A 22,244-nucleotide genomic window follows, 5' to 3' on the forward strand; every position below is an offset into this window, starting at 1 on the left:
AGACTCTGGATAGGCAAGCGAAACGACTATGACTAGCGATTTCATCACTGTAAATAAAAGTACTTACGAATCTCTGCAACAAGAATTAGTAGAACTACGTAAAACAGTGGCAAATTTGACTCAGACTCAGTTCTCAACTCCTGTGAAGTATAACCATGAACAGATGGACTTATTCATGGAATATACACCAGCTGCGATCGCTATCTTTGACCGTCAAATGCGTTATGTATTAGCAAGTCGGCGCTGGCGAGAAGATCACGGTTTGGGGGATAAAGAAATTATCGGCCGCAGTCACTGTGAAATTTTACCCAATCTTCCCCAGTATTGGCAAAAAATTCACCAACGCTGTTTAACAAGTACATTTGAAAAATGTGAAGAGGATAGTTTTTCCCGTGATGATGGCACAATTGAATGGGTGAAATGGGAAATACATCCTTGGTATCAAAAAGCCAATGAAATCAGTGGCATTATCATGTTTACAGAGATAATTACCACTCGCAAACAAGCAGAAATAGCCCTAGCAGATAGTGAAAGACGTTTAAGAGATATTGCCACTAATCTCCCCGGCGCAATTTTTCAATTCACTAACCGTAATGGGGTTTGGACGGTAAACTATATCAGTGATTTTATCTGGAAACTGGCAGGAATTAAAGCTAATGAAATGATGCAAAATTTAAATAGCTTTATCACTCTTATTCATCCAGAAGATATTAATAATTATATTGCCTCTGTAATTGAATCCACCGAAAATTTTACCCCTTGGCACTACGAAGGCAGACTAATAAAACCTAATGGAGAAATTCGTTGGTGGCAAGGAGACTCAACACCAACTAAAAATGAACAAGGGGAAATTATTTTTTGTGGTGTACTTCTAGATATTACCGCTAGTCACGAGGCAGAAGAATCATTAAAAAAACTAAATGAAGAATTAGAAGCTAAAATAGAAGAACGTACAGCCGCTTTGCATCAGAGTGAAGCTCGGTTACATAGATTGGCAGATAATGTCCCAGGAATGATGCATGAATTTCGTTTATCACCAGATGGCGAAATGTCTTTTCCCTATGTGTCTTCAGGATGTCGAGAAATTTTAGGATTAGAACCAGAACAGATTCAGAAAGATGAATCACTGATATTTAGTTCTGCTCATCCTGATGATGTTAATAACATCAAAGCAATAATGTTTCAGTCTGCTCAAACCCTAGAAAACTATCAGACTGAGTGGCGTATCACAACCCCTAGCAAGCATCAAAAATGGGTAAAGGCAATAGCTAAACCAGAACGTCAACCTGATAATGGCATCCTCTGGTATGGCTGTCTATTTGACATCACCGAACTCAAACAAGCAGAGGCACAATTACAAGAAAAGGAAGAATTTCTCCGCAGTATTTATGAAGGCATTTCACAAGTCATATTTGTTGTTGATGTTCTAGATAATAATGATTTTTGCTTTGCAGGTTGGAATTCTTCAGGAGAAAAATTATCAGGAATAAGTCAAGCAGATATTATTGGCAAAAAGCCAGAATATTTACATGGAGAAGTAGAAGGTGCAGTAATACGTCAACGCTACCAAAATTGTATCGCATCTGGTACAAGCATCAGCTATGAAGAATTACTCACTATTAAAAATGAAGAAACATGGTGGTTAACTACACTCAATCCTTTGAAAGACAGTAATGGTAGAATTTATAGACTAGTGGGGACAACCCTGAATATTACAGAACGCAAGCAAGCTGAAGAAGCACTCCAAGCAAGTCAGCATTTCATTCAACGTATTACCGATTCTTCTCCCAATCTTCTCTATATTTTCGACTTAGAAGAACAACGTAACGTTTACACCAATCAAGCAATTAGTGATTTCCTCGGTTATTCTCATCAAGAAATGGAACAGATTGATGCAGATTTAATCTCTTCAATTATCCATCCAGAAGATAAAGAAAAAGTTATAGAACATTGGCAAAGTTTTATTAATGCTCAAGATGGAGAAATTTTAGAAATTGAATATCGCATGAAAAATGTAAATAGTGAATGGTGCTGGTTATATAGTCGAGATACCATTTTCTATCGCCAAAATAATGGTCAAGTTAAGCAAATTTTAGGAGTAGCTACAAATATTACAGAACGAAAAAAAGCCGAAATAATGTTACAACAGCAAACCCAAAATTTAGAAAAAACTCTACTGGATCTCAAACAAACACAAATCAAACTCATTCATAGTGAAAAAATGTCATCACTTGGAAATATGGTTGCGGGGATTGCTCATGAAATCAACAATCCAGTTAATTTTATTCATGGCAATCTTTCCCCAGCTAATGAATATGTTACAGACTTATTAAACTTAGTGGAATTATATCAAAAACACTTCCCTGAAGTACCAGAAGAGATTCAAGAAAAAATCAAAAATATAGAATTAGAATTTATCAAATTAGACATTATTAAGATTCTCAATTCCATGAGTGTAGGCACTGATCGCATTCGAGAAATTGTCCTTTCATTGCGTAATTTTTCTCGGTTAGATGAGTCAGAAATTAAGGCAGTAAATATTCATGAAGGCATTGATAGTACTTTGATGATTCTGCAAAATCGCCTCAAGTCTAAACCCAATTATTCAGAAATTGACATAATTAAAAATTACGGCAACTTGCCATTAATTCAATGTTATCCAGGTCAACTTAATCAAGTCTTTATGAACATTTTGAGTAATGCTATTGATGCTTTAGAAAATGCAAATCTAGTTAATAAAAAAAGAGAAATTCATATTATCACTGAAAAAATTAATAATTACCGATTAGCTATCAGGATATTTGATAATGGTCTAGGAATTCCTGCGGAAATTATTCCCAAATTATTTGACCCATTTTTTACGACAAAGGATGTAGGTAAAGGTACAGGTTTGGGACTTTCTATTAGTTACCAAATTATAGTAGATAAACATAAAGGTAATTTATCTTGTTATTCTACCCTGGGAAAAGGAACAGAATTTGTGATTGAAATTCCTATGAATTTAGGACTTACGCATTGACAGGAACGAATAAATAGGAGGTATGGGTTTCAGGGATTTAAACCTGGTTTTTTGACAATTTTTGAGCGAACTGCTTGCAGCAGCGCTTCGCTATCGCTATTGATATAAATTTCATCCCCCAAAGCCTGAAACGACCTAATTTTGTTCATACATATGACGTTCAATTTGTACAGTGCGTAAGTCCTAGACTTAATTCAATAGCTTAATAATTTAGGAGTCAGGTGGTGAAATTCGGAACGAAGATTGGTTATTCCAACTTTCATAAAAACCAAAATTATGATAAAAAGACTCAAAATTGAATCAATGAAACAACGTATATTGGTTAGTCATCTTGAAAAGGTTAATCCTATATAATTAACATTACACCTATTTGGGTGACAAATGCCCAATGTGGCAAAATATTAACCATAAAATGCTAAATTTGTCAATTTATTCTGATTGGCTGCAAATAACAGCATTATTTTGGTAAACTACAACCTGCGTAAGATATTAGTGATTAATCGTATTTACAAAACCGGACTTGTACGAGCTTCGGTCTCAATAACAAAGGTTTAAAGATGTTTACTTCATCAGAAACTCCTATAATTGCGGCAGTTGTGCTAGTCGCTTTCGGCATTTTGGGTTGGGGCTTTTATCGTGCCAGACCCTTTGGTAAGCTGGGAATCTTAGCCTGGTTACAGTCGGTAGTATTGATGGCTCCTTGGCTGCTATTCTTTGGCTGCTTTGCCGCTGGCATTTACATCAATATAGCGGGTATATTGTTGTTGCTTGTGGCTTCAACTGGGGTGTATATTTTCTTAGGTAGACAGTTACGCGATGCTGGTCAAGATGCCATTCTCAAGCAACGAGCAACAGAAAGACTGGATGCTGAAACTTCACAAGCAGCAAATTCCACAAAAAATGGTAACAATTCAGCAGTAGTTGCAGAACTAAAACCGGAGGAAATGACAATACCGGAAGAAGATTTGCATACTATTAAAGGTATTTTTGGTATTGATACATTTTTTGCTACTGAAACCATCCCTTATCAAGAAGGAGCAATTTTCAAAGGTAATTTACGGGGAGAAGCAGAGGAAGTTCACAACAGGCTAACTCAAAGTTTGCAGGGACGTTTAGGTGATAAATATCGCTTGTTTTTAGTTGAGAACACAGACGGTAAACCTGTGATGATTGTTTTACCTAGTCGTAATGATCCACGTCCGATGCAATTACCCCAAAAGGCATTTGCAGTGATTCTGTTAGTAGCAACTATTGCCACTAGTTTAGAAGCATCGGGTTTATTGCTGAATTTTGATTTATTCTCCAACCCATCGCGGTTTCCCGAAGCTTTACCTATCAGCTTGGGGCTATGTACAATTTTGATAGCCCATGAAATTGGTCATTGGTTATTGGCACAGCGTCACCAAGTCCGCCTCAGTTTACCGTTTTTTCTACCAGCTGTACAAATTGGCTCTTTTGGGGCTATTACCCGGTTTGAGTCTCTTTTACCTAATCGCAAGGCGTTATTTGATATTGCTTTGGCGGGGCCTGCTTTTGGCGGTGTTGTTTCTTTGCTGATGTTGGTGACAGGCTTGTTGCTTTCCCACCCTGGTAGTTTATTTCAGTTGCCAAATCAGTTTTTTCAAGGCTCGATTTTGGTGGGTAGCTTGGCACGGGTTGTGTTGGGTGCGGCGGTGAAATCGCCTTTGGTAAATGTCCATCCTCTGGTGATTATTGGTTGGTTGGGGTTAGTGATTACGGCTTTAAATTTAATGCCTGCTGGACAATTAGATGGGGGGCGCATTGTGCAGGCAATTTATGGACGTAAAACTGCAAGAAGGGCTACGTTTGCGACTTTAGCTTTGCTGGCATTGGTGTCTCTGGGTAATACTTTGGCTATGTATTGGGCGATCGTCATTTTCTTTTTACAAAGGGAACCAGAACGCCCAAGTTTGAATGAAGTCACTGAACCAGATGATGCTAGAGCCGCTTTAGGTCTTTTAGCTCTATTCTTGATGATTAGCACTCTTTTACCGTTAACGCCCTCTTTAGCTGGACGTTTGGGAATAGGGTAAGGAGGCAGGAGGCAGGAGGCAGGGAGCAGGGAGCAGGGGGCAGGAGGCAGGGAGCAGGGAGCAGGGAGCAAGGGGAGAAATATCAATTACCCAGTCCCCAGTCCTCAATCCCTATGGTTTCCAGCCTGTTAGTAAGTTAGGATAAGCTGCTGGTTGGGGGAAGATTTGCCGGAAACCTGCTTGACGTTCTGGGGCTTTTTCTTGGCTGAGGTTCCAGAGGGTTTCATAGAAGAAGAAGGAAACTCCGGCAAAATTGCGATCGCGCACTTTCTCTACTTGTGTTTTAATCTGTTGCATGGGAACTGATCTATTTTTCAACCCACTCAATATGCCAATACTTACAGGAATATGACTTTTCGCAGCTTTCACTTCTGGGTATTCTAATTCGCTGATAAACACATTTAAGTCATCACGGTATATCTGCAAAACTAAGTCTTCAACTAATCCCATTCTTTCCCATTTCTGCCAGTCTGCTAAAAAGTATTCATACGAGAACCGTTGAGGATTAGGCGCAACGGAAACTAAACAATCTTTGTTATTGGCTTTAATTGCTGTAAATACCCGCTTCATAAAATCGGTGATTTTGTTAGCTCTCCAGCTTACCCATTCTGGATCTTTGGGGTTTTTAGAAGGGGCTTTCCCACTATGTTCTTTTTTGTATAATCCTACAGTGTAGGCATCATATCCTAATTCTGATGGTAAGCCGAAATGGTCATCAAATTGAATACCGTCAATATCATAATTTTTGACGATTTCTACAATTAAGTCTTGAATAAAACTTTGGACATCTGGACGAAAAGGACTGAGCCAAACCCGCTCATGTGTACCTTCTTTAACAATTTTAGTCCCATCACTGCGACTAGTGAGCCATTGGGGACGATTTTTGGCTAACAGAGAATCAGCAGGAGCCATAAAGCCAAATTCAAACCAGGGAATGACGGTTAAGCCTCGTTTATGTCCCTCGCTGACCATCTCTTTAAGTATATCTCGCCCTTGTAATCCCGGTGTCGGATCAAGGGATTTACCAATTACTTTAGCGGCAACTTTGCTAGGATAAAGTGTATAACCCCAATTCCAAACAGCGGGATAAACTGTATTGAAGTTAAGATCATCTAAAGTTTGCAGTGATTTCTGCAAGCGATCGCGCTCAAACAAAACATTACTGTCAATATTGGTTAACCATACTCCCCTTAATTCTGATGTTGCCCGCTGGGGAATAGCAGTTTGAGCATTTAAGGGTAAAGATAGCATCACCACAGCTACCATACTCAGCACAACCATAGCCGCAAACAACCCTGATTTTATCCGTTGTCGCACATTCCACCTGAAAAAAATTTCACTCATTGCCTATAAGCACACTAAAAAGCTCTTATTTACAGACTGGCATAACTGCTAAGAAGTTCTCTCATACTAAACATGGTTTGGACATGGACTTTTGCAATGAGCAATAAAAACTGTCCTCCCTCAGAGTAAATACACTGATAGTTTAATTTGAGCAAAAACATATCTTCAGTATTAGTAGTTACGTCCGCTTTTTTCCTTGACTCAGTAATTGTTGTCAAACCGATTACTAAGCCGTTTCACTTCTATACAGTAAACAAATTTGCTTAATTTTTCCGGATATGCAAAAAAATTTACGTTTATTGTTACACGTAAATATGTAAGCACGATGAATATCAAACTCGACAAACACACTCCAGACAATCTGGCATCTTTATTTGTCCTTCTCATGGAAGAAGGAATGACACCAAATCAAATTATGGTGGGTATTGTTCGTCTAGCGACGGATAGCAAAGAATTAGAAGGAACTATTGTATCAGCTGATTGTCTACGTTTCTTGTTGGCAACAATGCCAATAGATACAAGCGCTCCGGGAGTTACAGAATTTATTTCATCCCTAGCAAGAGAAGGTGTGACTACCTTGATGTTGTTGGATGCCTTGGGTTTTGCTTGCTATGTCCGTGGTTTATTTGATGCGGCAAACATTATCCGTTTAACTTATCAGCGATTGCAAGCAGACAGAATCATATCCCAAATGCTGCGCGATTAAAAAATGATGAATATCAAGTGTTTTTCAGTTTTTTTGCAAAATCAAACAACGCCAAGCAAAAAAATGGTCATGAATACAATTCAGTTCTTTACTCAAAAAATCGAGGTATCCATTGGATGAACTGCTTAAATGTTTATATATTGCCTGTGGGATTTTTAGCCAGTTGTGGTGAAGCGACGACAAAGCGTTATCAATGAACTGCTGCAACATTAGGGGTGTTGTACAGTGCTTCATCAACAACTGGCGACTAAGTGTAAGTTCTGAGGGTAGACGGCAATCTTTCCCTCGGAACGATCCTTAACTGTCTCGTTCTTTTTGTTGATATTTCCATTAAAACGGTAACGGAAAAATTTTGTCTGCCAAATTGCCAAAACCTCGGATGATTGGCTAACACTAGATTTGATTGCATAGATGGGGCGTTGAGGAGCGCCCCAATTTCTTTAATTATTTGAGAAATTGCAGTTATGTCTGCGTAACTACGCTGACGCTTTTCCTTGACAGATTTGCTCATAGTGTTGACCGGCAATTTCCCAAGTGAATTCGGTTTCTACAAATTGTCTACCGTTAACAGAGAGTTGAAATCGGAGTTCTGGCTGTTCAAAAAGTTGAGAAATAGCAGCTATATATTCTGCGGGTTGATTGGCGCGTAATGCCCGTAGTGGGGTTGTTTGAGCATCTACAGCTAGTCCTTCTAAACCGCGATCGCTCCCAACAATCGGTATACCGGCAGCCATTGCTTCTAAAGTTTTATTTTTTATACCAAATCCTGTCCGCATTGGGACAACGCAAATTGTCGATTTATGCAAATATTCTGCCATTGAAGGTACAGGTCCAACCACATTAATACCTGGTTTATCTTTGAGTGCTAAAACTTCTGGAACAGGACGAGAACCGACAATATCAAATATTGTATGTGGATATTTTTTTTGAATTTCTGGTAACACTTCATTGCTAAAAAAACAGACAGAATCAATATTTGCTAAATTATCCATTGCCCCGATAAAAATTATTCGATGTCCTCCCGGATCTGTGAGACGATTAGGAAAAGTGACCAAGTCTACACCATTGGGAATAACAGCAATTCCAGCGTTAGAATTAAACTGTTGCAGTTGTTGTTTATCTTCCGCTGTTGTCACTACAATATTCGAGAATTTAGCGCAATAATTTTGCTCATAACGACGCAATAAAGGCAGATTAATTTTATCTCTAAATTTATTTTCAGATGTACCAGTTACTAACTGATTTAAACAAGTACCATAAACAGAACTATGAACATTAACAAGGGTTTTAACGGAATTTTTAAAATGGGGACGAATATAAATTTCATTGACGCTATGTTCACAGGTAATTACATCACATTTACCAGCTTCAACAAAGTTATCAACCCATTGTTGCATCTCGACTGAGTAGCGGTTGAGGACACTTGGGGGTGTTCCTTTTAGCAAAAATGTCCCCAACCTCTTGATTTTTTCTAGTAATCCTGCTGTTATTCCCCCATCTGGGGGACGTTCAAAAACAACTAGGTTATCTACGCAATCTCGTAAACCCGCTATTTCAGCATCTGTCACATCAGACTCACGCTGAGTTACTAAAGTAATATGATGGCGTTGACTGAGATACTTCAGTAAATTAAAAGTTCTTACCTGCGTTCCCCCCCGCGTTGGTGGATAGGGAAAGGTTGAAGATAGCATCAGGATTTTCATAAACGTGACGTGAAGTTTGGTATTTTACTCAGTAAAACACTAACATAATATACTACAATAGCTTTGGGTTGAAGCTGGATGTCATTTTAATCGGACAAAAGATTTGTGACATATAATTTTTCGGTATTTACATTCTTGCTAATGATGTTGTCTATGATTAATCATTTCTAAGAGGGTGTTTTAAAAGTATAAAATGTCATGCTGAACGAAGCGCCAGCGTAGTGAAGCATCTCATAATTTAAGGCAAAATCAGGATTCTTCACTCCACTTTGTTCCACATGGCTAACGCCACGCTCCGCGAACAGAATGACGAATTATACCTTTCATCGACTTTTCAAATATCCTCTAAAACCCAAAGTTTTTTAATAATTTGACCAAAGCCAATAGATTGTTACAAAAAACTATTAATTAAAGTAAAAAAATCTATTTTTAAATATATGGCTAAAATTACTGTTTGTATCCCTACTTTTAATCGCGTTCAACTCCTACCTTTCGCAATTGAAAGTGTTCTCAATCAATCTGAGCAAGACTTTGAATTAATTATTTGTGATGACGGTTCTAGTGATGACACACCAGAATTAATGTCAAAATATACAGATAACCGTATTAAATATATTCGTCATCTACAGAATATTGGCAAAAGTAATAATATGCGTTCTGGCTTTGATGCAGCCAGCGGTAAATATTTTATTAAATTTGATGATGATGATCGCTTAACACCTGATTTTTTATTACAGACTGCGGCGATTTTAGAAAAAGATTCTAGTCTTGATTTTGTAGGTACAGATCATTGGATCATTGATATTAATAACATTCGAGATGAGGAAGCAACTCAAGAAAATTCTCACCGTTGGGGTAGGAAGCATTTACCAGCAGGGATGGTAGATAATTTATTAGAAGTTGTATTTGTGCGCCAAAGTTTTCAAATTGGGGCGACTTTGTTTCGCCGGCAAACTTTGCAAGAATTAGGTTTTATGATGCCTAATTGGCAAAATTGTGAAGATAATGATTTATTTGTGCGGTTAGCTTTGGCAGGGAAAAAGGGTTATTATTTACCAGAATTTTTGATGGAATATCGAGTTCATGCAGAACAGCAAGGTATTAATCGAGCTATTCCTTATTTGTATGATAAAATCCGCTATTTAGAAAGTTATAAGTTTGAGTTTGAGAAGTTAGAGAAGGTTAGGAAAAATCGTCTAGCCGAATCGCAGTTATTTTTAGGTTTGCGTTTGATTGAAAAGGGTGAGACTCAAAAGGGAAGAGAGTTAGTTTTGGCTGGTAAGTCTTGTTCTGCTGCTAAGGCTTGGACTGGTTTAGGTTTATCTATTTTACCTCTTGGGTTAAGGGGTTGGGGGTTTAATATTTTGCGCCAAGTGCGGGGGTGATGTTTCGCGCAAAGGCGCAAAGTACGAGAAGATTAACTATTCCATGCGTATATCTGCGACATCTTTTAGCTTTTGGTAAGTCCCATTTGCAAAGTTTTTAATCTTATGCTGTCCAGATTTAGTTGATTTTTGAAGATTGTCCCAGGTTAAAGTTCTACCTGATTGTTGCCAATATTTAATCGCGTCTAATACTCCTTTTATGTAATTATCATTATTTACTTTAGCCTCTTTTAAAGCACTCTTAATTTCGTCATCTGTTGCTGTTAATAAGTTCAACTTTTGTGGAGGTGGCGGAGGTATAAGTTTTTCAACCAGATTAGTAAGTTTTTCAACAGCAGCTAAAAGATGGTCTAGTCTACTTTCAATTACATTTATATTTTCAGTGGAATGCGATTTTTCTATATTAATAGGAGAACTAGATGGAACTTTTTCAAGAAATGTAGTAACTGTTTCAAAAGCAGATAATAAATTTTCAATTCTACTTTCAATTACTCTCAAACTATCATCATAATCATACTTTACTCCATTACGAGCAGGATTAGAAACTAATTGGTTTATCATTGCATAAATTGGTTTCAGTTTTTGCTCAATTAAACTACCAATATTTATTTCTTGAGGTTCAATTTTTATATCAGGACTTATATTACCAAGCAACTGTTGCATTTCTTGTTTAGCGACTACAGCTTGTTCATCAGTCAGATCAAATACCCAAACCCAAAGTTTCTCTATGTCAAGTTCTTTAGCAACCAAACACCAATCAGCACCATAGACAACTTCATACTCTTCTTCTTCAGTATATGCTTCGGTACGACGCACAATTAAAGGAATTAAGTTAGTACCTTGTTGAGTAAGACTGTTCTTTAAATAGTTTTGCTTTTCCAAAGAAACTTCTACAATTTCAGATGCTGGTACAGCAATCTGGAAAGTGTAAATTTGTCCGTGGGAAATTGGCTTAATGCGTAAATAATCAACAATGCGAGCATGGCGTTCTGCTGCGTCCATGTTTTACTCCTGATATTTATGTTTAGTAACAGAAATCAAATGTTTGGCTAATTGGGTATAGCATACAAAAGAATCTTGTGCAGATTCTTTATCTTTAGAACTTAATTCATTATCAAACTCTGCAAAACAAAGCGGATATCCTTTATTAGGTGTATTTGCAACTATACTCAGGTTGGGAATCCATGTATCTCGAGGAAATAATTCTACATTTTTACCATTAGACACCTTAGCTATAACCTCGGAAATTTGTTGTTTCATATTTTCAGCTATTTTAGGTGCTGCTCTATTATACATACTGACTGCAATACCTAAAATTGGCAAAGTTTCATCCTTAGTTTCCTCAACAGCAAAGGCTCTTTTAATAACATATTCTAATGCTCTAATTGGGTAAGGCGCTAACTGGGTAGGTATCAATACTCCTGATGAAGCCATTAATGAAATAGTATTAGCTTTACCAAATGATGGCGGTGGATCAATTAAAACATAATCGTACTTATTACGACATTTCCTAAGTTTCTTTTCTAATACACGATCAATATCAGGTGTATTAACTAGTGTTGCTTCCATATCACTCAAACGAATATGAGATGGAATAATATCTAGTTCAACATCATCCCATTGTTTATGAATAACTGTATCTTCTACACTAGTTCTTGGTTCAGTCAGGAGATGGGTAATATCTTTCTTACCTTGCTGTTCCACATCATCTAAAGGATCTATTCCTAATCCCATTGTTAGGTTAGCCTGAGCATCAATATCAATTAGCAAAACCCGCTTACCCAACTTATTAAGAGCAGCGGCAAGGTTAATAGTTGTTGTAGTTTTACCTACTCCACCTTTGTTATTAAATACAGTAATAATCATTGCTTTTCGTTCTTCTGTAGTTTCTGGTATTAATGGTTTCTTTTCACTGGGTTTTTGTATTTGGATGGGAGAACTCTTACCTTTCTGAAATAAGCGCAACATATCTTCTTGCTCCACTGCTTTTGAGATTAAATTAAAAAAGTTCAATCGAACCTTTTGTTGATTTTTGTATAAACTAGCATTGAATGCTAAATAAGTGTTTTTGGATAAAATTCTGTAAAAAAAACTATTTTCATTAACCAACATAATTTGTGAATATTCGCAAATTGTCGTGATCTTTTCTTCATAGTTATAAAATATACGAAATTCATAGCCGTTGGTTAATAGACCAAGAACAGCACCAGTTCGACGTATATAGTTATTAATTTGCCAAACACTGTGGGCAATATTTTTATTAGGTGCTTTTACTTCGATAACTAAATAAGCTGGTTTTATTAAAACTAAGTCTGGTTGACCTACTAAGAAGTCAAGCTTAGATTGTAGAACTACTACTTGAGACTGCCAATCTTCACTGCTGTAACCAAGGATACGCAATAGAGGAACTATAACCTTTTGCTCTACATCAGATTCGTTACTATTCGAGGTAATCGCTTGAAAAATATTTTGCAGCTTAGAACCATAATCAGTAATCATACTAATACCGAGAGGCATCCAATTTTCCAATTATATATGATCATGCCTCTGATGTAAAAATTTTTGCCCCTACTATCAGTAAAATGTAATATTGGTTGTAATACGCAAGTCTACTGTCTAGTGAGAGGTACATCACTGTTATAATCTGACTGCCTGAAGCGACCAAATTCGCTAAAAGAACTTTTTCACATCTTCCAAAAGACTAAATTAGCGAAAGTTGCAATCTATCAGATAATATATACGCTACCTGAATGGGAATCTGTCAGCAGAGGAATTAACCAATGGGATATGTAATTGCAACTGCAAATATGAAAGGTGGTGTGGGTAAAACTACGCTCACGGTCAATATCGCTACTTGTTTAGCAAAAAATCACGGGAAAAAGGTACTTGTTTTAGATTTAGATAGTCAAATTAGTGCCACACTCAGTCTTATGTCCCCTGTAGAATTTGCGAAACGTCGCAAACAAAGAAAAACTTTTCGGTATTTAATAGATGAAATTATTAACCCTGATCCTGATGCTAAATTGACGATTCATGATATTATTTACCCTCAAGTTTGTAATCTTCCCGGATTGAATATATTACCTGGTGATATTGATTTATATGATGAATTTGTTGTTTCGGAAATGCTACATAATCAATCTGTAGCTTTGGGTGAAAATGACTTTGAAACTATTTGGAATCGCTTTGAAAGAGTTTTAATTAGAGATATTCTAAAACCAGTGCGTGATGAATATGATTTTATTCTCTTAGATTGCGCTCCTGGTTATAATCTTATGACTCGTAGTGCTTTAGCTACAAGTGATTTTTATATTCTCCCAGCGAAACCAGAACCGTTATCTGTGGTGGGAATTCAACTCTTAGAAAGACGTATTGCTCAATTAAAAGACAGTCATGAACATGAAGCAAAGATAGATATCAAGATGTTGGGAATTGTCTTTAGTATGTACAGTTCTAATTTATTAAATGGTAGATATTATAAACAGGTAATGCACCGAGTTGTAGAAGATTTTGGTGTTGAGAAAATCTGTAAAGCACAAATTCCAGTTGATGTAAATGTGGCTAAGGCTGTGGATAGTTTTATGCCTGTTTCTTTGCTGAGTCCAAATACTGCTGGTTCTAAGGCTTTTATGCAGTTAACTCAGGAATTGTTGCAGAAGTTGTAATGTTACAATTACGGATATGAAGAAAATTAGATGGTAAATTTTGTTTCTAGAAGAATCAATAGAATGGGGTGAAGTGGTATTATCTTTTGAATTAAAAGAGATAAAACCAGAAAATGATGTGGTTGTTTGTGACAACTGTTGGTGTCGAACCCACTAATAATGCTGCTGAAAGAGCTATTCGTCCAGCCGTAATCTGGTGAGCCTGTAGGAGGGTTTCCCTCCGTAGGCGACTGGCGTTCGCGCCAGCGTGCCGGAGGCATCACCCGAAGGGCGACGGACTAGTTTCGGTTCTCAAACTCAGGCTGGTAGCACGTTTGTAGCTCGGATGTTGACTGTGGTAACAACCCTCAAGTCCCAAAAGCGTAATATTTTGGAGTTTATGACGTTTGCTGTTATTGCTACTCGTTGTGGTCAAACTGCGCCTTCCAACTCAATAGTTTTGTTACCCAAGCGATCGCCTAAAAATCCCAAAAATTTCTTACTATTACCAATAGTTATCTCAGCTTGCAACATCATCTTGTACCTTCAAGGTTTGTTACGCATCTAGTTTTGTTACCGGGAGAAGCCGCTGCTAAACAGGCGGAAACTGCTGCTAAACAAGCAGAAATTGCTGCTGCACGAGAGGAGAAAGCTAAATTAAAAGCAGCTAAATTGGCTGCTAGATTAAGGGAACTGGGTGAAAATCTAGATATGTTGTGATGTAGATTCAATGTAGGTTGGGTTGACGTTAGGAAACCCAACATTTAACTATACTGCAAACGGGTCAAATTTGGACTTATGTCATACTGACTATAACGTAGTGCAGGGAAGTATCTCGGAGATTCTAGAGCCTACGGCACGCTATGCGGACACTTCGTAACCTACGGGAAGCAAGCTACAGAATGACACTTTTAACCCGTTTTTAATATATACTAAAAATGAATTAATCATTTGATTTTATAGGTAGGGGTAAAGCACGAGCTAAAACCATACACATCTATGGTTCTTCGCAATTTATAACTAACTCGATGCACTAGTATAAAACCGTAATGCAAACCGCCAAAACCAAGTAGAAAGTGAAAATAACGTTACGGCTAATATTACTGCACCTATTAACCAAATTAATTGACTTTCACCTAACATTGCTTGTGCTGGAACTGTAGTTAAAAATGCCACTGGAACAACAAAAGTGAAGAAAACGCGATAAGCAGCCGGATAAGCTATAATTGGATATCTGCCAGCTTCTAATAAACCTCGTAATACTTCTGTGACGTTGTATATTTTAACGAACCAAATGGTGGTAGATCCCAACATAAACCACAGGCTGTAAAGAATCACAAAGCTGCAAAATAAAGGTAATATACTGAGTAAATATTTGTCGATTCCTAAACCCAGATTTTTACCTGCGTAGCCAATAATGATACAGCCAAAAATTAAATCGGGTAATCCCCACGGTGATAGGGTATGAGTAGAAAGCCAAAACTGACTGCGGATAGGTTTTAATAATACAAAGTCTAATGTACCTTCCTGGACATGGCGGACTATGCGGTTTAAGTTGGGAGCTAGGAAAGTGGCAGAAAAGCCTTGGAGTAAGGTGAAAATTCCTAAAACTATTAAGGCTGCATCCCATGACCAACCTGTAAAAGTGTAACCTTTACCGTAAAATAGGTATAGTCCAAAGAGACTACCCACTAGATTGCCTATACTGGTGAGGGCGGCTAAGATGAAATTTATGCGATATTCCATCTCTGCGGCAATAGCAGTACTCCAAAATAACCTTAGTACTTTTAAATATCTTTGCATTTTGCTCCCATAAACCAATATCTACAAAATTTTGAATAACTTTATATAATTTTAATATTATTTTTTATTTTCTGAAAATTTTGAACGCTAAGATGTTGAATGCAACTTCCTGAGCAGGTTAGATTTCATGCATTTTAATTTACCAGAATTAATTAAATCATTGGGTTATTTTGGGGTATGGGGAATTATCTTTGCTGAATCTGGCTTACTGATTGGTTTTTTTCTTCCTGGTGATAGTTTATTGTTTACGGCAGGATTTGTCGCTTCTCAGCAGTTACTAAATATTTGGGTGCTAATTTTTGGTGCTTTTGTTTGTGCTGTATTGGGGGATAATGTCGGCTATTTTACTGGTCATAAATTTGGTAGGAAGTTGTTTAATAAAGAAGATTCTTGGTTATTTCATAAACAACACGTTACTAAAACTCAAGATTTTTATGAAAAGCATGGCAAAAAAACAATTATTCTAGCAAGATTTATGCCAATTGTCCGCACCTTTGCCCCAATTGTAGCAGGAATTGGTGCTATGCATTATCGCACATTTATGTCTTACAATGTGATTGGTGGTTTTGGTTGGACATTTGGAATTACTCTGTTAGGTTTCTTTTTAGGTAAATCACTACCAGCAGAACAATTAGATAAGTATCTTTTACCAATCATTGGTTTAATTATTATTGTTTCTTTATTACCCTCGATTATTCATGTAATTCAAGAAAATAGAGCTAATAAATCATGATGAAATCGGTTAGTTAAAGTTCATGCTTTTAAGATATGCTGTTTTTTGATGTATGAATGGAATAAATTGTAATACTTTCTGACAATATATGGCTAAACTATCTAATGAATTACAACGCTATTTTTTTGAAGAAGAAAGAGATGAAAAAGTAACTTTGGCAGATATTCTGTTACTAGCTAAAGAAAGGATTTTTGGGTTTTTACTGGTGATTTTGTCTCTACCTTCAGCTTTACCAATTCCTGCACCTGGTTATTCGGTTCCTTTTGGAATTTTGATTTTTGTTCTGGCTACACAGTTAATTGCAGGTGCGAAAACTCCTTGGCTACCTCATAAAATGCTGAATCATCCTCTGCAACTATCTACAGTTCAAGGATTTTTGAAAGCGGGACTGCCTTGGTTACGTAGGATTGAAGCGATCGCACGTCCACGTCTATCCTATGTCTGTACTACTCTACCAGGAAGGGTGACTATTGGGATAGCGATCGCTCTCATGGCCATTTCCATGATGATTCCTATCCCTGGAACCAATACCTTACCAGCAATGGGCATCTTCGTCACAGCCTTTGGTTTATCAGAAGATGATGGTGCTATCAGTTTAGGTGGTTTAGTCCTCTGTGTGATGGGAGCAATTTTAACTACCTCAATTCTGTTTGCTCTCATCTGGGGTGGTTCTAGTATCCTGGATATTATTAAAACTTGGTTAGGTAGGTAAGGAAAAGAATGAGAGAGAACGCAACCATTACCAAATCAACCCAAAAACTGGTAGCGTCAAACAAAGGAAAAATATTTTTTTGGAAGTTAAGACTTGAAAACACGTTCTAATTATTGGTTACTGCTACCCTATATCCGCACCCAATGGGAAACTGTCGCTAAGGGATTTGTTGGTATTCTAGGATATGTATTAGCTACGTTAACGCTGATTAATATAGCGGGTAAATTGGCAGTTCCCTTTGGACAGGGTAATGTAGTAGCGATCGCTCAATTAGCAGGAATCTGTGCTTTAGTATTTCTTGTGCGTGGCTTTTTTCAGTCTATGCAAGATTTATACATGGCACGCGCAGCTTTAAGAATTGCTTTTCACCTCCGTCAACAGGTTTACACACACTTACAAAAGCTCAATCTTAGCTATTTTGAAACTGCAAAAGCTGGTGATTTATCTTACCGTCTTACTGAAGATGTGGACAGGGTTGGGGAAGTCATCAATAAGCTTTTTCATGATTTTTTACCTTGCGTTTTGCAGTTGTTAGCAATTCCCATCTACATGATTTACTTGAATTGGCAACTCACTTTGGCTACAGTGATAGTTGCTCCAATTATGGGAATTTTAATTGGTTGGTTTGGGGAACGTTTACGGAAATATTCTCTCAGAAGTCAAAATCGAGTTTCTGATTTATCTGCTATTCTCACAGAAGTATTCAGCGGTATTCGATTAATTCAAGCTTTTGCAGCGGAAAACTATGAAATTGCGAGATTTAGCCATGAAGCAGAACGCAGTTTAAAAGCTAAATATTCAGCAGAAAAATTAAAAGCAATTCAAATTCCCATTGTGGGATTTTTAGAAGCTTTGAGTGCTTTATCTTTGCTGATGGTGGGAACGTGGCAAATTTCTCAAAATAATTTAACAGTAGGAGCTTTTTTCAGTTATTTAGCAGCAGCGGCATTGTTAATTGATCCTATCGGACATACCACTAATAACTATAACGAATTTAAACAAGGTGAGGCATCAGTTGACCGAGTTTTTGAGTTGTTAGCAATTCAACCAACGGTGTTAGAAAAGCCAAATGCAATTAAGCTTCCAAATGTAAATGGCAAAGTCGAATATCGTGATGTGACTTTTGCTTATAAAAGTGGTGAACCTGTATTAAATAATATTAGTTTATTGGTAAAGCCCGGTCAAGCGATCGCACTTGTGGGTGCTTCTGGTGCTGGGAAAACTACTTTTGTCAATCTTTTACCCCGTTTCTATGATCCTGAAGTTGGCGATATTTTCATAGACGGTGTCAATATTCGTGATGTGACATTAAATAGTCTCAGGAAACAAATTGGCATAGTTCCCCAAGAAACTATCATGTTTTCAGGCACAATTGCCCAAAATATCGCTTTTGGACAAAGAATTTTTGAACTGAGTTTAGTTGAAGAAGCAGCGAAAATTGCTAATGCCCATCAATTTATTCAGCAGCTACCAGAGGGTTATAATACATGGGTAGGTGAGCGTGGTGTGAATTTATCTGGTGGACAAAGACAGAGAATTGCGATCGCTCGTGCTGTACTATTAAATCCGCAGATTTTGATACTCGATGAAGCGACATCTGCGTTAGATTCAGAATCAGAAGCCTTAGTACAAGAGGCTTTAGAAAGATTGATGACAAACCGTACAGTCCTAATTATAGCTCACAGGTTATCGACGGTGCGGAAGTGCGATCGCATTTTGGTTTTAGAAAAAGGACAAATAGTGGAATCGGGAAATCATGAAGAACTCTTAACTTTAGAAGGGAGATATGCCCGTTACTATGCTCAACAGTTTAGTTAGAATTGAATCAGGTTAGAAAATTACCTACAAATCTGAAATTTCACAGAACGATTACTCAAAATTGAAAAATAATAGAGGTAAAAATATGGTTAATGTAATCAGAGGTGATGTAAATAACAAGCCAGCTTCATCTAGAAGACTAGCTAGTTACTTTGAAGGTAGACGCAATATTACTGGCAGCTTATATCTGGGATATCCAATTATAGGAACTTCTCAAGGTGCTTATCCAATTGATGCTCTTTTAGTATCAAAAGAGCATGGCGTAGTTATTTTTAACATTATTGAAGGAACTAATACTGACATAAAGATAATACAAGACGGACAGGATGAAAGTTTCAACAAACTTGAATCTAAACTTAAAGGAAATACAAATCTTAATAAAGGAAGGAAACTAATGGTGGCTATAAATGTAGTCACATTTGCACCTACATTGAGTAATAAACCAAATAATCTTTCAGAAGATTATATCGTAGTAACTAAAGAGGCTGAATTAGAAGAATACTTAAATCTCCAACATTGGGAAAATAGTCAATATTTTGAGCGTCTTAACTCAGTCATACAAGCTATAACGACTATTAGAAAAAGAAACCAGCGTAATTATGTTAAACGAGAAGATTCAAGAGGTGCAAAACTCAAGAGGCTTGAAGATTCTATTGCTAATTTAGATCATGATCAAAGTGCTGCTGTGATTGAAACTGTCGAAGGTGTCCAGAGGATTAGAGGTCTTGCTGGCTCAGGTAAAACCATAGTCTTAGCTCTTAAAGTTGCATATTTGCACGCCAAACATCCTGACTGGAGTATTGCTGTCACCTTTAATACTCGTTCATTGAAAAATCAATTTAAGCACTTTATTAACACTTTTTCTATTGAGCAGACAGGTGATGAACCAGATTGGGAAAAAGTTAAAATCATTCATGCTTGGGGAAATCCTTCAATAGAAGGAATTTATTATGAAGTGTGTAAAAAGCATAATATTGAATTTAGAGACTTTAATGCTGGCAAGCAAATGTCTCGTTTCTATGGTCAAGAATTTGATGCAGTTTGCGAGGAAGCACTTGGTAAAATAAGTAGCTTTGAACAGTATTTTGATGCAATATTAATTGATGAAGCGCAAGATTTTTCTAAACATTTTCTACAACTTTGTTACAAAATTTTAAAGCAACCTAAAAGATTAATTTATGCTTATGATGAACTACAAAGTCTTAGCAATAAAACAATGGAGTCACCAGCAGAAATTTTTGGGAATGATAGTTATGGTAATCCCTACGTTAAACTTCAAAATAAATCAGGAGAACCAAAACAAGATATTATTTTAGAGAAATGCTATAGAAATTCTCGTCCACTGCTAACTTCTGCTCACGCATTAGGTTTTGGAATATATAGAAAGGGGGGATTAATCCAAATGTTTGATAATGCAGGATTGTGGACAGATATTGGCTATGAAATAGAAGAGGGAAATTTAGAAGATGGAAAACCTGTAAAGCTTGCTAGACATGAAAATACCAGTCCGAAATTTCTAGAATCTCACTCAGTCATTGATGACTTAATTATATTTAAATCCTTTAACGATAACCACGAGCAAATGGAATGGTTAGTAAAGGAAATAGAAAAAAATATTAGACAAGATGAATTAAAGTATGATGATATGATGATTATTCACTGTAACCCAGTTACAACTCTTAGTGCTGTTGGAAGTCCTAGAGCTTTATTAAAGGACAGAGGAATTAACTCTAAACTGACTGGAGTAGCAAGTTCACTAGATGATTTTTTTGGTGATAAAGAAATCACTTTTACAGGAATCTATAGAGCAAAAGGAAATGAAGCTGCAATGGTATATGTTATAAATGCTCATGAATGCTTTTCTGGTTCAGAACTTGCCAAAAAGAGAAATATTTTATTTACTGCTATTACACGAAGCAAAGCTTGGATCAGAGTATTAGGTTACGGTGAAGATATGAAAGGTTTAATAGAAGAATTTGAAGAAGTTAAGAGAAGAAACTTTGTTCTCGAATTTACTTATCCCACAGAAGATGAGCGAAAAAATATGAATGTTATCAATAGAGATATAAATCCTAAAGAACGCGAAGGTATCACAAAGCAACAGAGGAATATGAAAGAGTTAGTTCAAGGTTTAGAAGCAGGTACGGTACAAAAAGAAGATTTGCAGCCAGAGCTAATAGAAAAATTAAAAGACCTTATTTCATAAAAATGACTAGCCACCAAAAAATTCTTGAAGAAATTCAGACTATTACTACAAAACTAATACAAATGAGTTTGTCTGGGCGACAAAATTTTCCGTCATGTGTAGCTGTTGGTAAAGATAGTTATGAGATTGCATATTCTGGTATGCAGGATCTTTCAATAGCATTGAAAAATATTGATTACAAAGATATATATCGGGAATTAGATAAGGGTAAAAACTACAATTTCAAAATGCTTGATGGTGCATTAATACAACTTTTGTACACTTATAAAAATTCCGAATTGGTTTCACATAGACTTGCATTTTTACCATCACCATTTTTAGAAGAGTTTCAAAATAATCCTGAAATTTATGAAACAGAAGAAATATATGCAGATATAATAGCAAAAAATATATTACCAGTACCAATTAGATTTGATTATGATCCAGATAACCATCAGGAATTAGATCACCCGAAATGCCATTTAACTCTAGGACAATTTGAAAATTGTAGAATACCTGTTTGTTCTCCAATTGCACCAAATACTTTTATATCCTTTATTCTTCGTAGTTTTTATAATACCGCTTTTAGAAAGTTTACAAAAGATTTTTCTTTTTCCAGAAACCTTTTCAATGAAACGATAACTCCTAAAGAGAAAAAAGTATTACATATAGCTATTTATTGATAAATACTGATTGTTAGATTCAGAATCAGAAGCCTTAGTACAAGAGGCTTTAGCAAGATTGATGAAAAACCGCACAGTGCTAATTATAGCTCACCGGTTATCGACGGTGCGGAAGTGCGATAGCGAAGCGCTCCGTAGGAATCGCATTTTGGTTTTAGAAAAAGGACAAATAGTGGAATCGGGAAATCATGAAGAACTCTTAACTTTAGAAGGGAGATATGCCCGTTACTATGCTCAACAGTTTAGTTAAATAATTCCAAAAATTTACTGCATCAATTTTTATTAATGTTACCTGATGCGATCGCTCTTTTGGCATGAGCAGGTAACTCTACACCACGAAAAGCACTAATTACAGCCGTTGCTTGCTCTTGCCCTCAGATTTGACAGAAATTCCCATAGATGATTTATACTGCAAACGGGTCAAACTTGGACTTATGTCATACTGACCGTAACGT

Annotated in this window: 16 protein-coding genes and 2 pseudogenes; 13 read left to right on the forward strand and 5 right to left on the reverse strand. The window is 36.7% G+C overall.

Features of this window, described 5'->3' with window-relative positions; genetic code table 11:
- Positions 1-28: 28 nt before the first annotated feature.
- The gene (locus VB713_RS25090) at positions 29-3,019 is read left to right on the forward strand and encodes a PAS domain S-box protein (protein ID WP_323314213.1); all 2,991 of its coding nucleotides are present in this window, start codon (positions 29-31) and stop codon (positions 3,017-3,019) included.
- 557 nt (positions 3,020-3,576) lie between these two features.
- Positions 3,577-5,073 carry a site-2 protease family protein gene (locus VB713_RS25095; protein ID WP_323314214.1) on the forward strand — a complete coding sequence of 499 codons (1,497 nt, stop codon included), beginning with the start codon at positions 3,577-3,579 and terminating at the stop codon, positions 5,071-5,073.
- 111 nt (positions 5,074-5,184) lie between these two features.
- Here VB713_RS25095 and VB713_RS25100 read toward each other — a convergent pair whose 3' ends face one another.
- Positions 5,185-6,417 (reverse strand): glycoside hydrolase family 10 protein, encoded by a 1,233-nt coding sequence (locus tag VB713_RS25100; protein ID WP_323314215.1) that lies wholly within the window; start codon positions 6,415-6,417, stop codon positions 5,185-5,187.
- Between the two features lie 325 nt (positions 6,418-6,742).
- Here VB713_RS25100 and VB713_RS25105 point away from each other — a divergent pair, with 325 nt between their 5' ends.
- Complete coding sequence (locus tag VB713_RS25105) at positions 6,743-7,123, forward strand: hypothetical protein (RefSeq protein WP_323314216.1); 381 nt, start codon at positions 6,743-6,745, stop codon at positions 7,121-7,123.
- A 476-nt stretch (positions 7,124-7,599) separates the two neighbouring features.
- Here the strand turns inward: VB713_RS25105 and VB713_RS25110 are convergent, their stop codons facing one another.
- Positions 7,600-8,826 carry a glycosyltransferase family 4 protein gene (locus VB713_RS25110; protein ID WP_323314217.1) on the reverse strand — a complete coding sequence of 409 codons (1,227 nt, stop codon included), beginning with the start codon at positions 8,824-8,826 and terminating at the stop codon, positions 7,600-7,602.
- A 437-nt stretch (positions 8,827-9,263) separates the two neighbouring features.
- Here VB713_RS25110 and VB713_RS25115 point away from each other — a divergent pair, with 437 nt between their 5' ends.
- Positions 9,264-10,211, forward strand: coding sequence for a glycosyltransferase family 2 protein (locus VB713_RS25115; RefSeq protein WP_323314218.1), 948 nt, complete (start codon positions 9,264-9,266; stop codon positions 10,209-10,211).
- A 36-nt stretch (positions 10,212-10,247) separates the two neighbouring features.
- Here VB713_RS25115 and VB713_RS25120 read toward each other — a convergent pair whose 3' ends face one another.
- Together VB713_RS25120 and VB713_RS25125 are read right to left on the reverse strand one after the other, a co-directional pair.
- On the reverse strand, positions 10,248-11,213 hold the full coding sequence (locus VB713_RS25120; RefSeq protein WP_323314219.1) for a hypothetical protein: 966 nt from the start codon (positions 11,211-11,213) through the stop codon (positions 10,248-10,250).
- 3 nt (positions 11,214-11,216) lie between these two features.
- On the reverse strand, positions 11,217-12,728 hold the full coding sequence (locus VB713_RS25125; protein ID WP_323314220.1) for an AAA family ATPase: 1,512 nt from the start codon (positions 12,726-12,728) through the stop codon (positions 11,217-11,219).
- 263 nt (positions 12,729-12,991) lie between these two features.
- Here VB713_RS25125 and VB713_RS25130 point away from each other — a divergent pair, with 263 nt between their 5' ends.
- The 3 genes and pseudogenes from VB713_RS25130 to VB713_RS25140 all read left to right on the forward strand — a co-directional run bounded on the left by VB713_RS25130 (position 12,992) and on the right by VB713_RS25140 (position 14,575).
- A complete protein-coding gene (locus VB713_RS25130) occupies positions 12,992-13,876 on the forward strand; it encodes a ParA family protein (RefSeq protein WP_323314221.1) in 885 nt (294 codons plus the stop codon).
- 116 nt (positions 13,877-13,992) lie between these two features.
- Positions 13,993-14,303, forward strand: a pseudogene (locus tag VB713_RS25135) (hypothetical protein); the annotation flags it as partial.
- Between the two features lie 122 nt (positions 14,304-14,425).
- Positions 14,426-14,575 carry a hypothetical protein gene (locus tag VB713_RS25140; RefSeq protein ID WP_323314222.1) on the forward strand — a complete coding sequence of 50 codons (150 nt, stop codon included), beginning with the start codon at positions 14,426-14,428 and terminating at the stop codon, positions 14,573-14,575.
- A gap of 300 nt (positions 14,576-14,875) precedes the next feature.
- On the opposite strand, the gene VB713_RS25145 is transcribed toward VB713_RS25140, so the two are convergent.
- The gene (locus VB713_RS25145) at positions 14,876-15,658 is read right to left on the reverse strand and encodes an ABC transporter permease (RefSeq protein ID WP_323314223.1); all 783 of its coding nucleotides are present in this window, start codon (positions 15,656-15,658) and stop codon (positions 14,876-14,878) included.
- Positions 15,659-15,785: 127 nt separating this feature from the next.
- On the opposite strand from VB713_RS25145, the gene VB713_RS25150 reads away from it, so the two are divergent.
- From VB713_RS25150 to VB713_RS25175, 6 genes and pseudogenes are all read left to right on the forward strand, one after another.
- Positions 15,786-16,391 carry a DedA family protein gene (locus VB713_RS25150; RefSeq protein ID WP_323314224.1) on the forward strand — a complete coding sequence of 202 codons (606 nt, stop codon included), beginning with the start codon at positions 15,786-15,788 and terminating at the stop codon, positions 16,389-16,391.
- An 88-nt stretch (positions 16,392-16,479) separates the two neighbouring features.
- Entirely contained in the window at positions 16,480-17,103 is a 624-nt protein-coding gene (locus tag VB713_RS25155; RefSeq protein WP_323314225.1) for an exopolysaccharide biosynthesis protein, read from the forward strand.
- Positions 17,104-17,196: 93 nt separating this feature from the next.
- Complete coding sequence (locus VB713_RS25160; protein WP_323314226.1) at positions 17,197-18,921, forward strand: ABC transporter ATP-binding protein; 1,725 nt, start codon at positions 17,197-17,199, stop codon at positions 18,919-18,921.
- Between the two features lie 85 nt (positions 18,922-19,006).
- On the forward strand, positions 19,007-21,127 hold the full coding sequence (locus VB713_RS25165; RefSeq protein WP_323314227.1) for a DEAD/DEAH box helicase: 2,121 nt from the start codon (positions 19,007-19,009) through the stop codon (positions 21,125-21,127).
- Between the two features lie 2 nt (positions 21,128-21,129).
- Entirely contained in the window at positions 21,130-21,789 is a 660-nt protein-coding gene (locus tag VB713_RS25170) for a DUF2290 domain-containing protein (RefSeq protein WP_323314228.1), read from the forward strand.
- A 13-nt stretch (positions 21,790-21,802) separates the two neighbouring features.
- Positions 21,803-22,039 (forward strand): annotated as a pseudogene (locus VB713_RS25175) (ABC transporter ATP-binding protein); the annotation flags it as partial.
- Between the last annotated feature and the right edge of the window lie 205 nt (positions 22,040-22,244).

It is taken from the genome of Anabaena cylindrica UHCC 0172 (assembly GCF_034931625.1).
In the GTDB taxonomy this organism is placed as follows: Bacteria; Cyanobacteriota; Cyanobacteriia; order Cyanobacteriales; family Nostocaceae; genus Anabaena; species Anabaena cylindrica_A.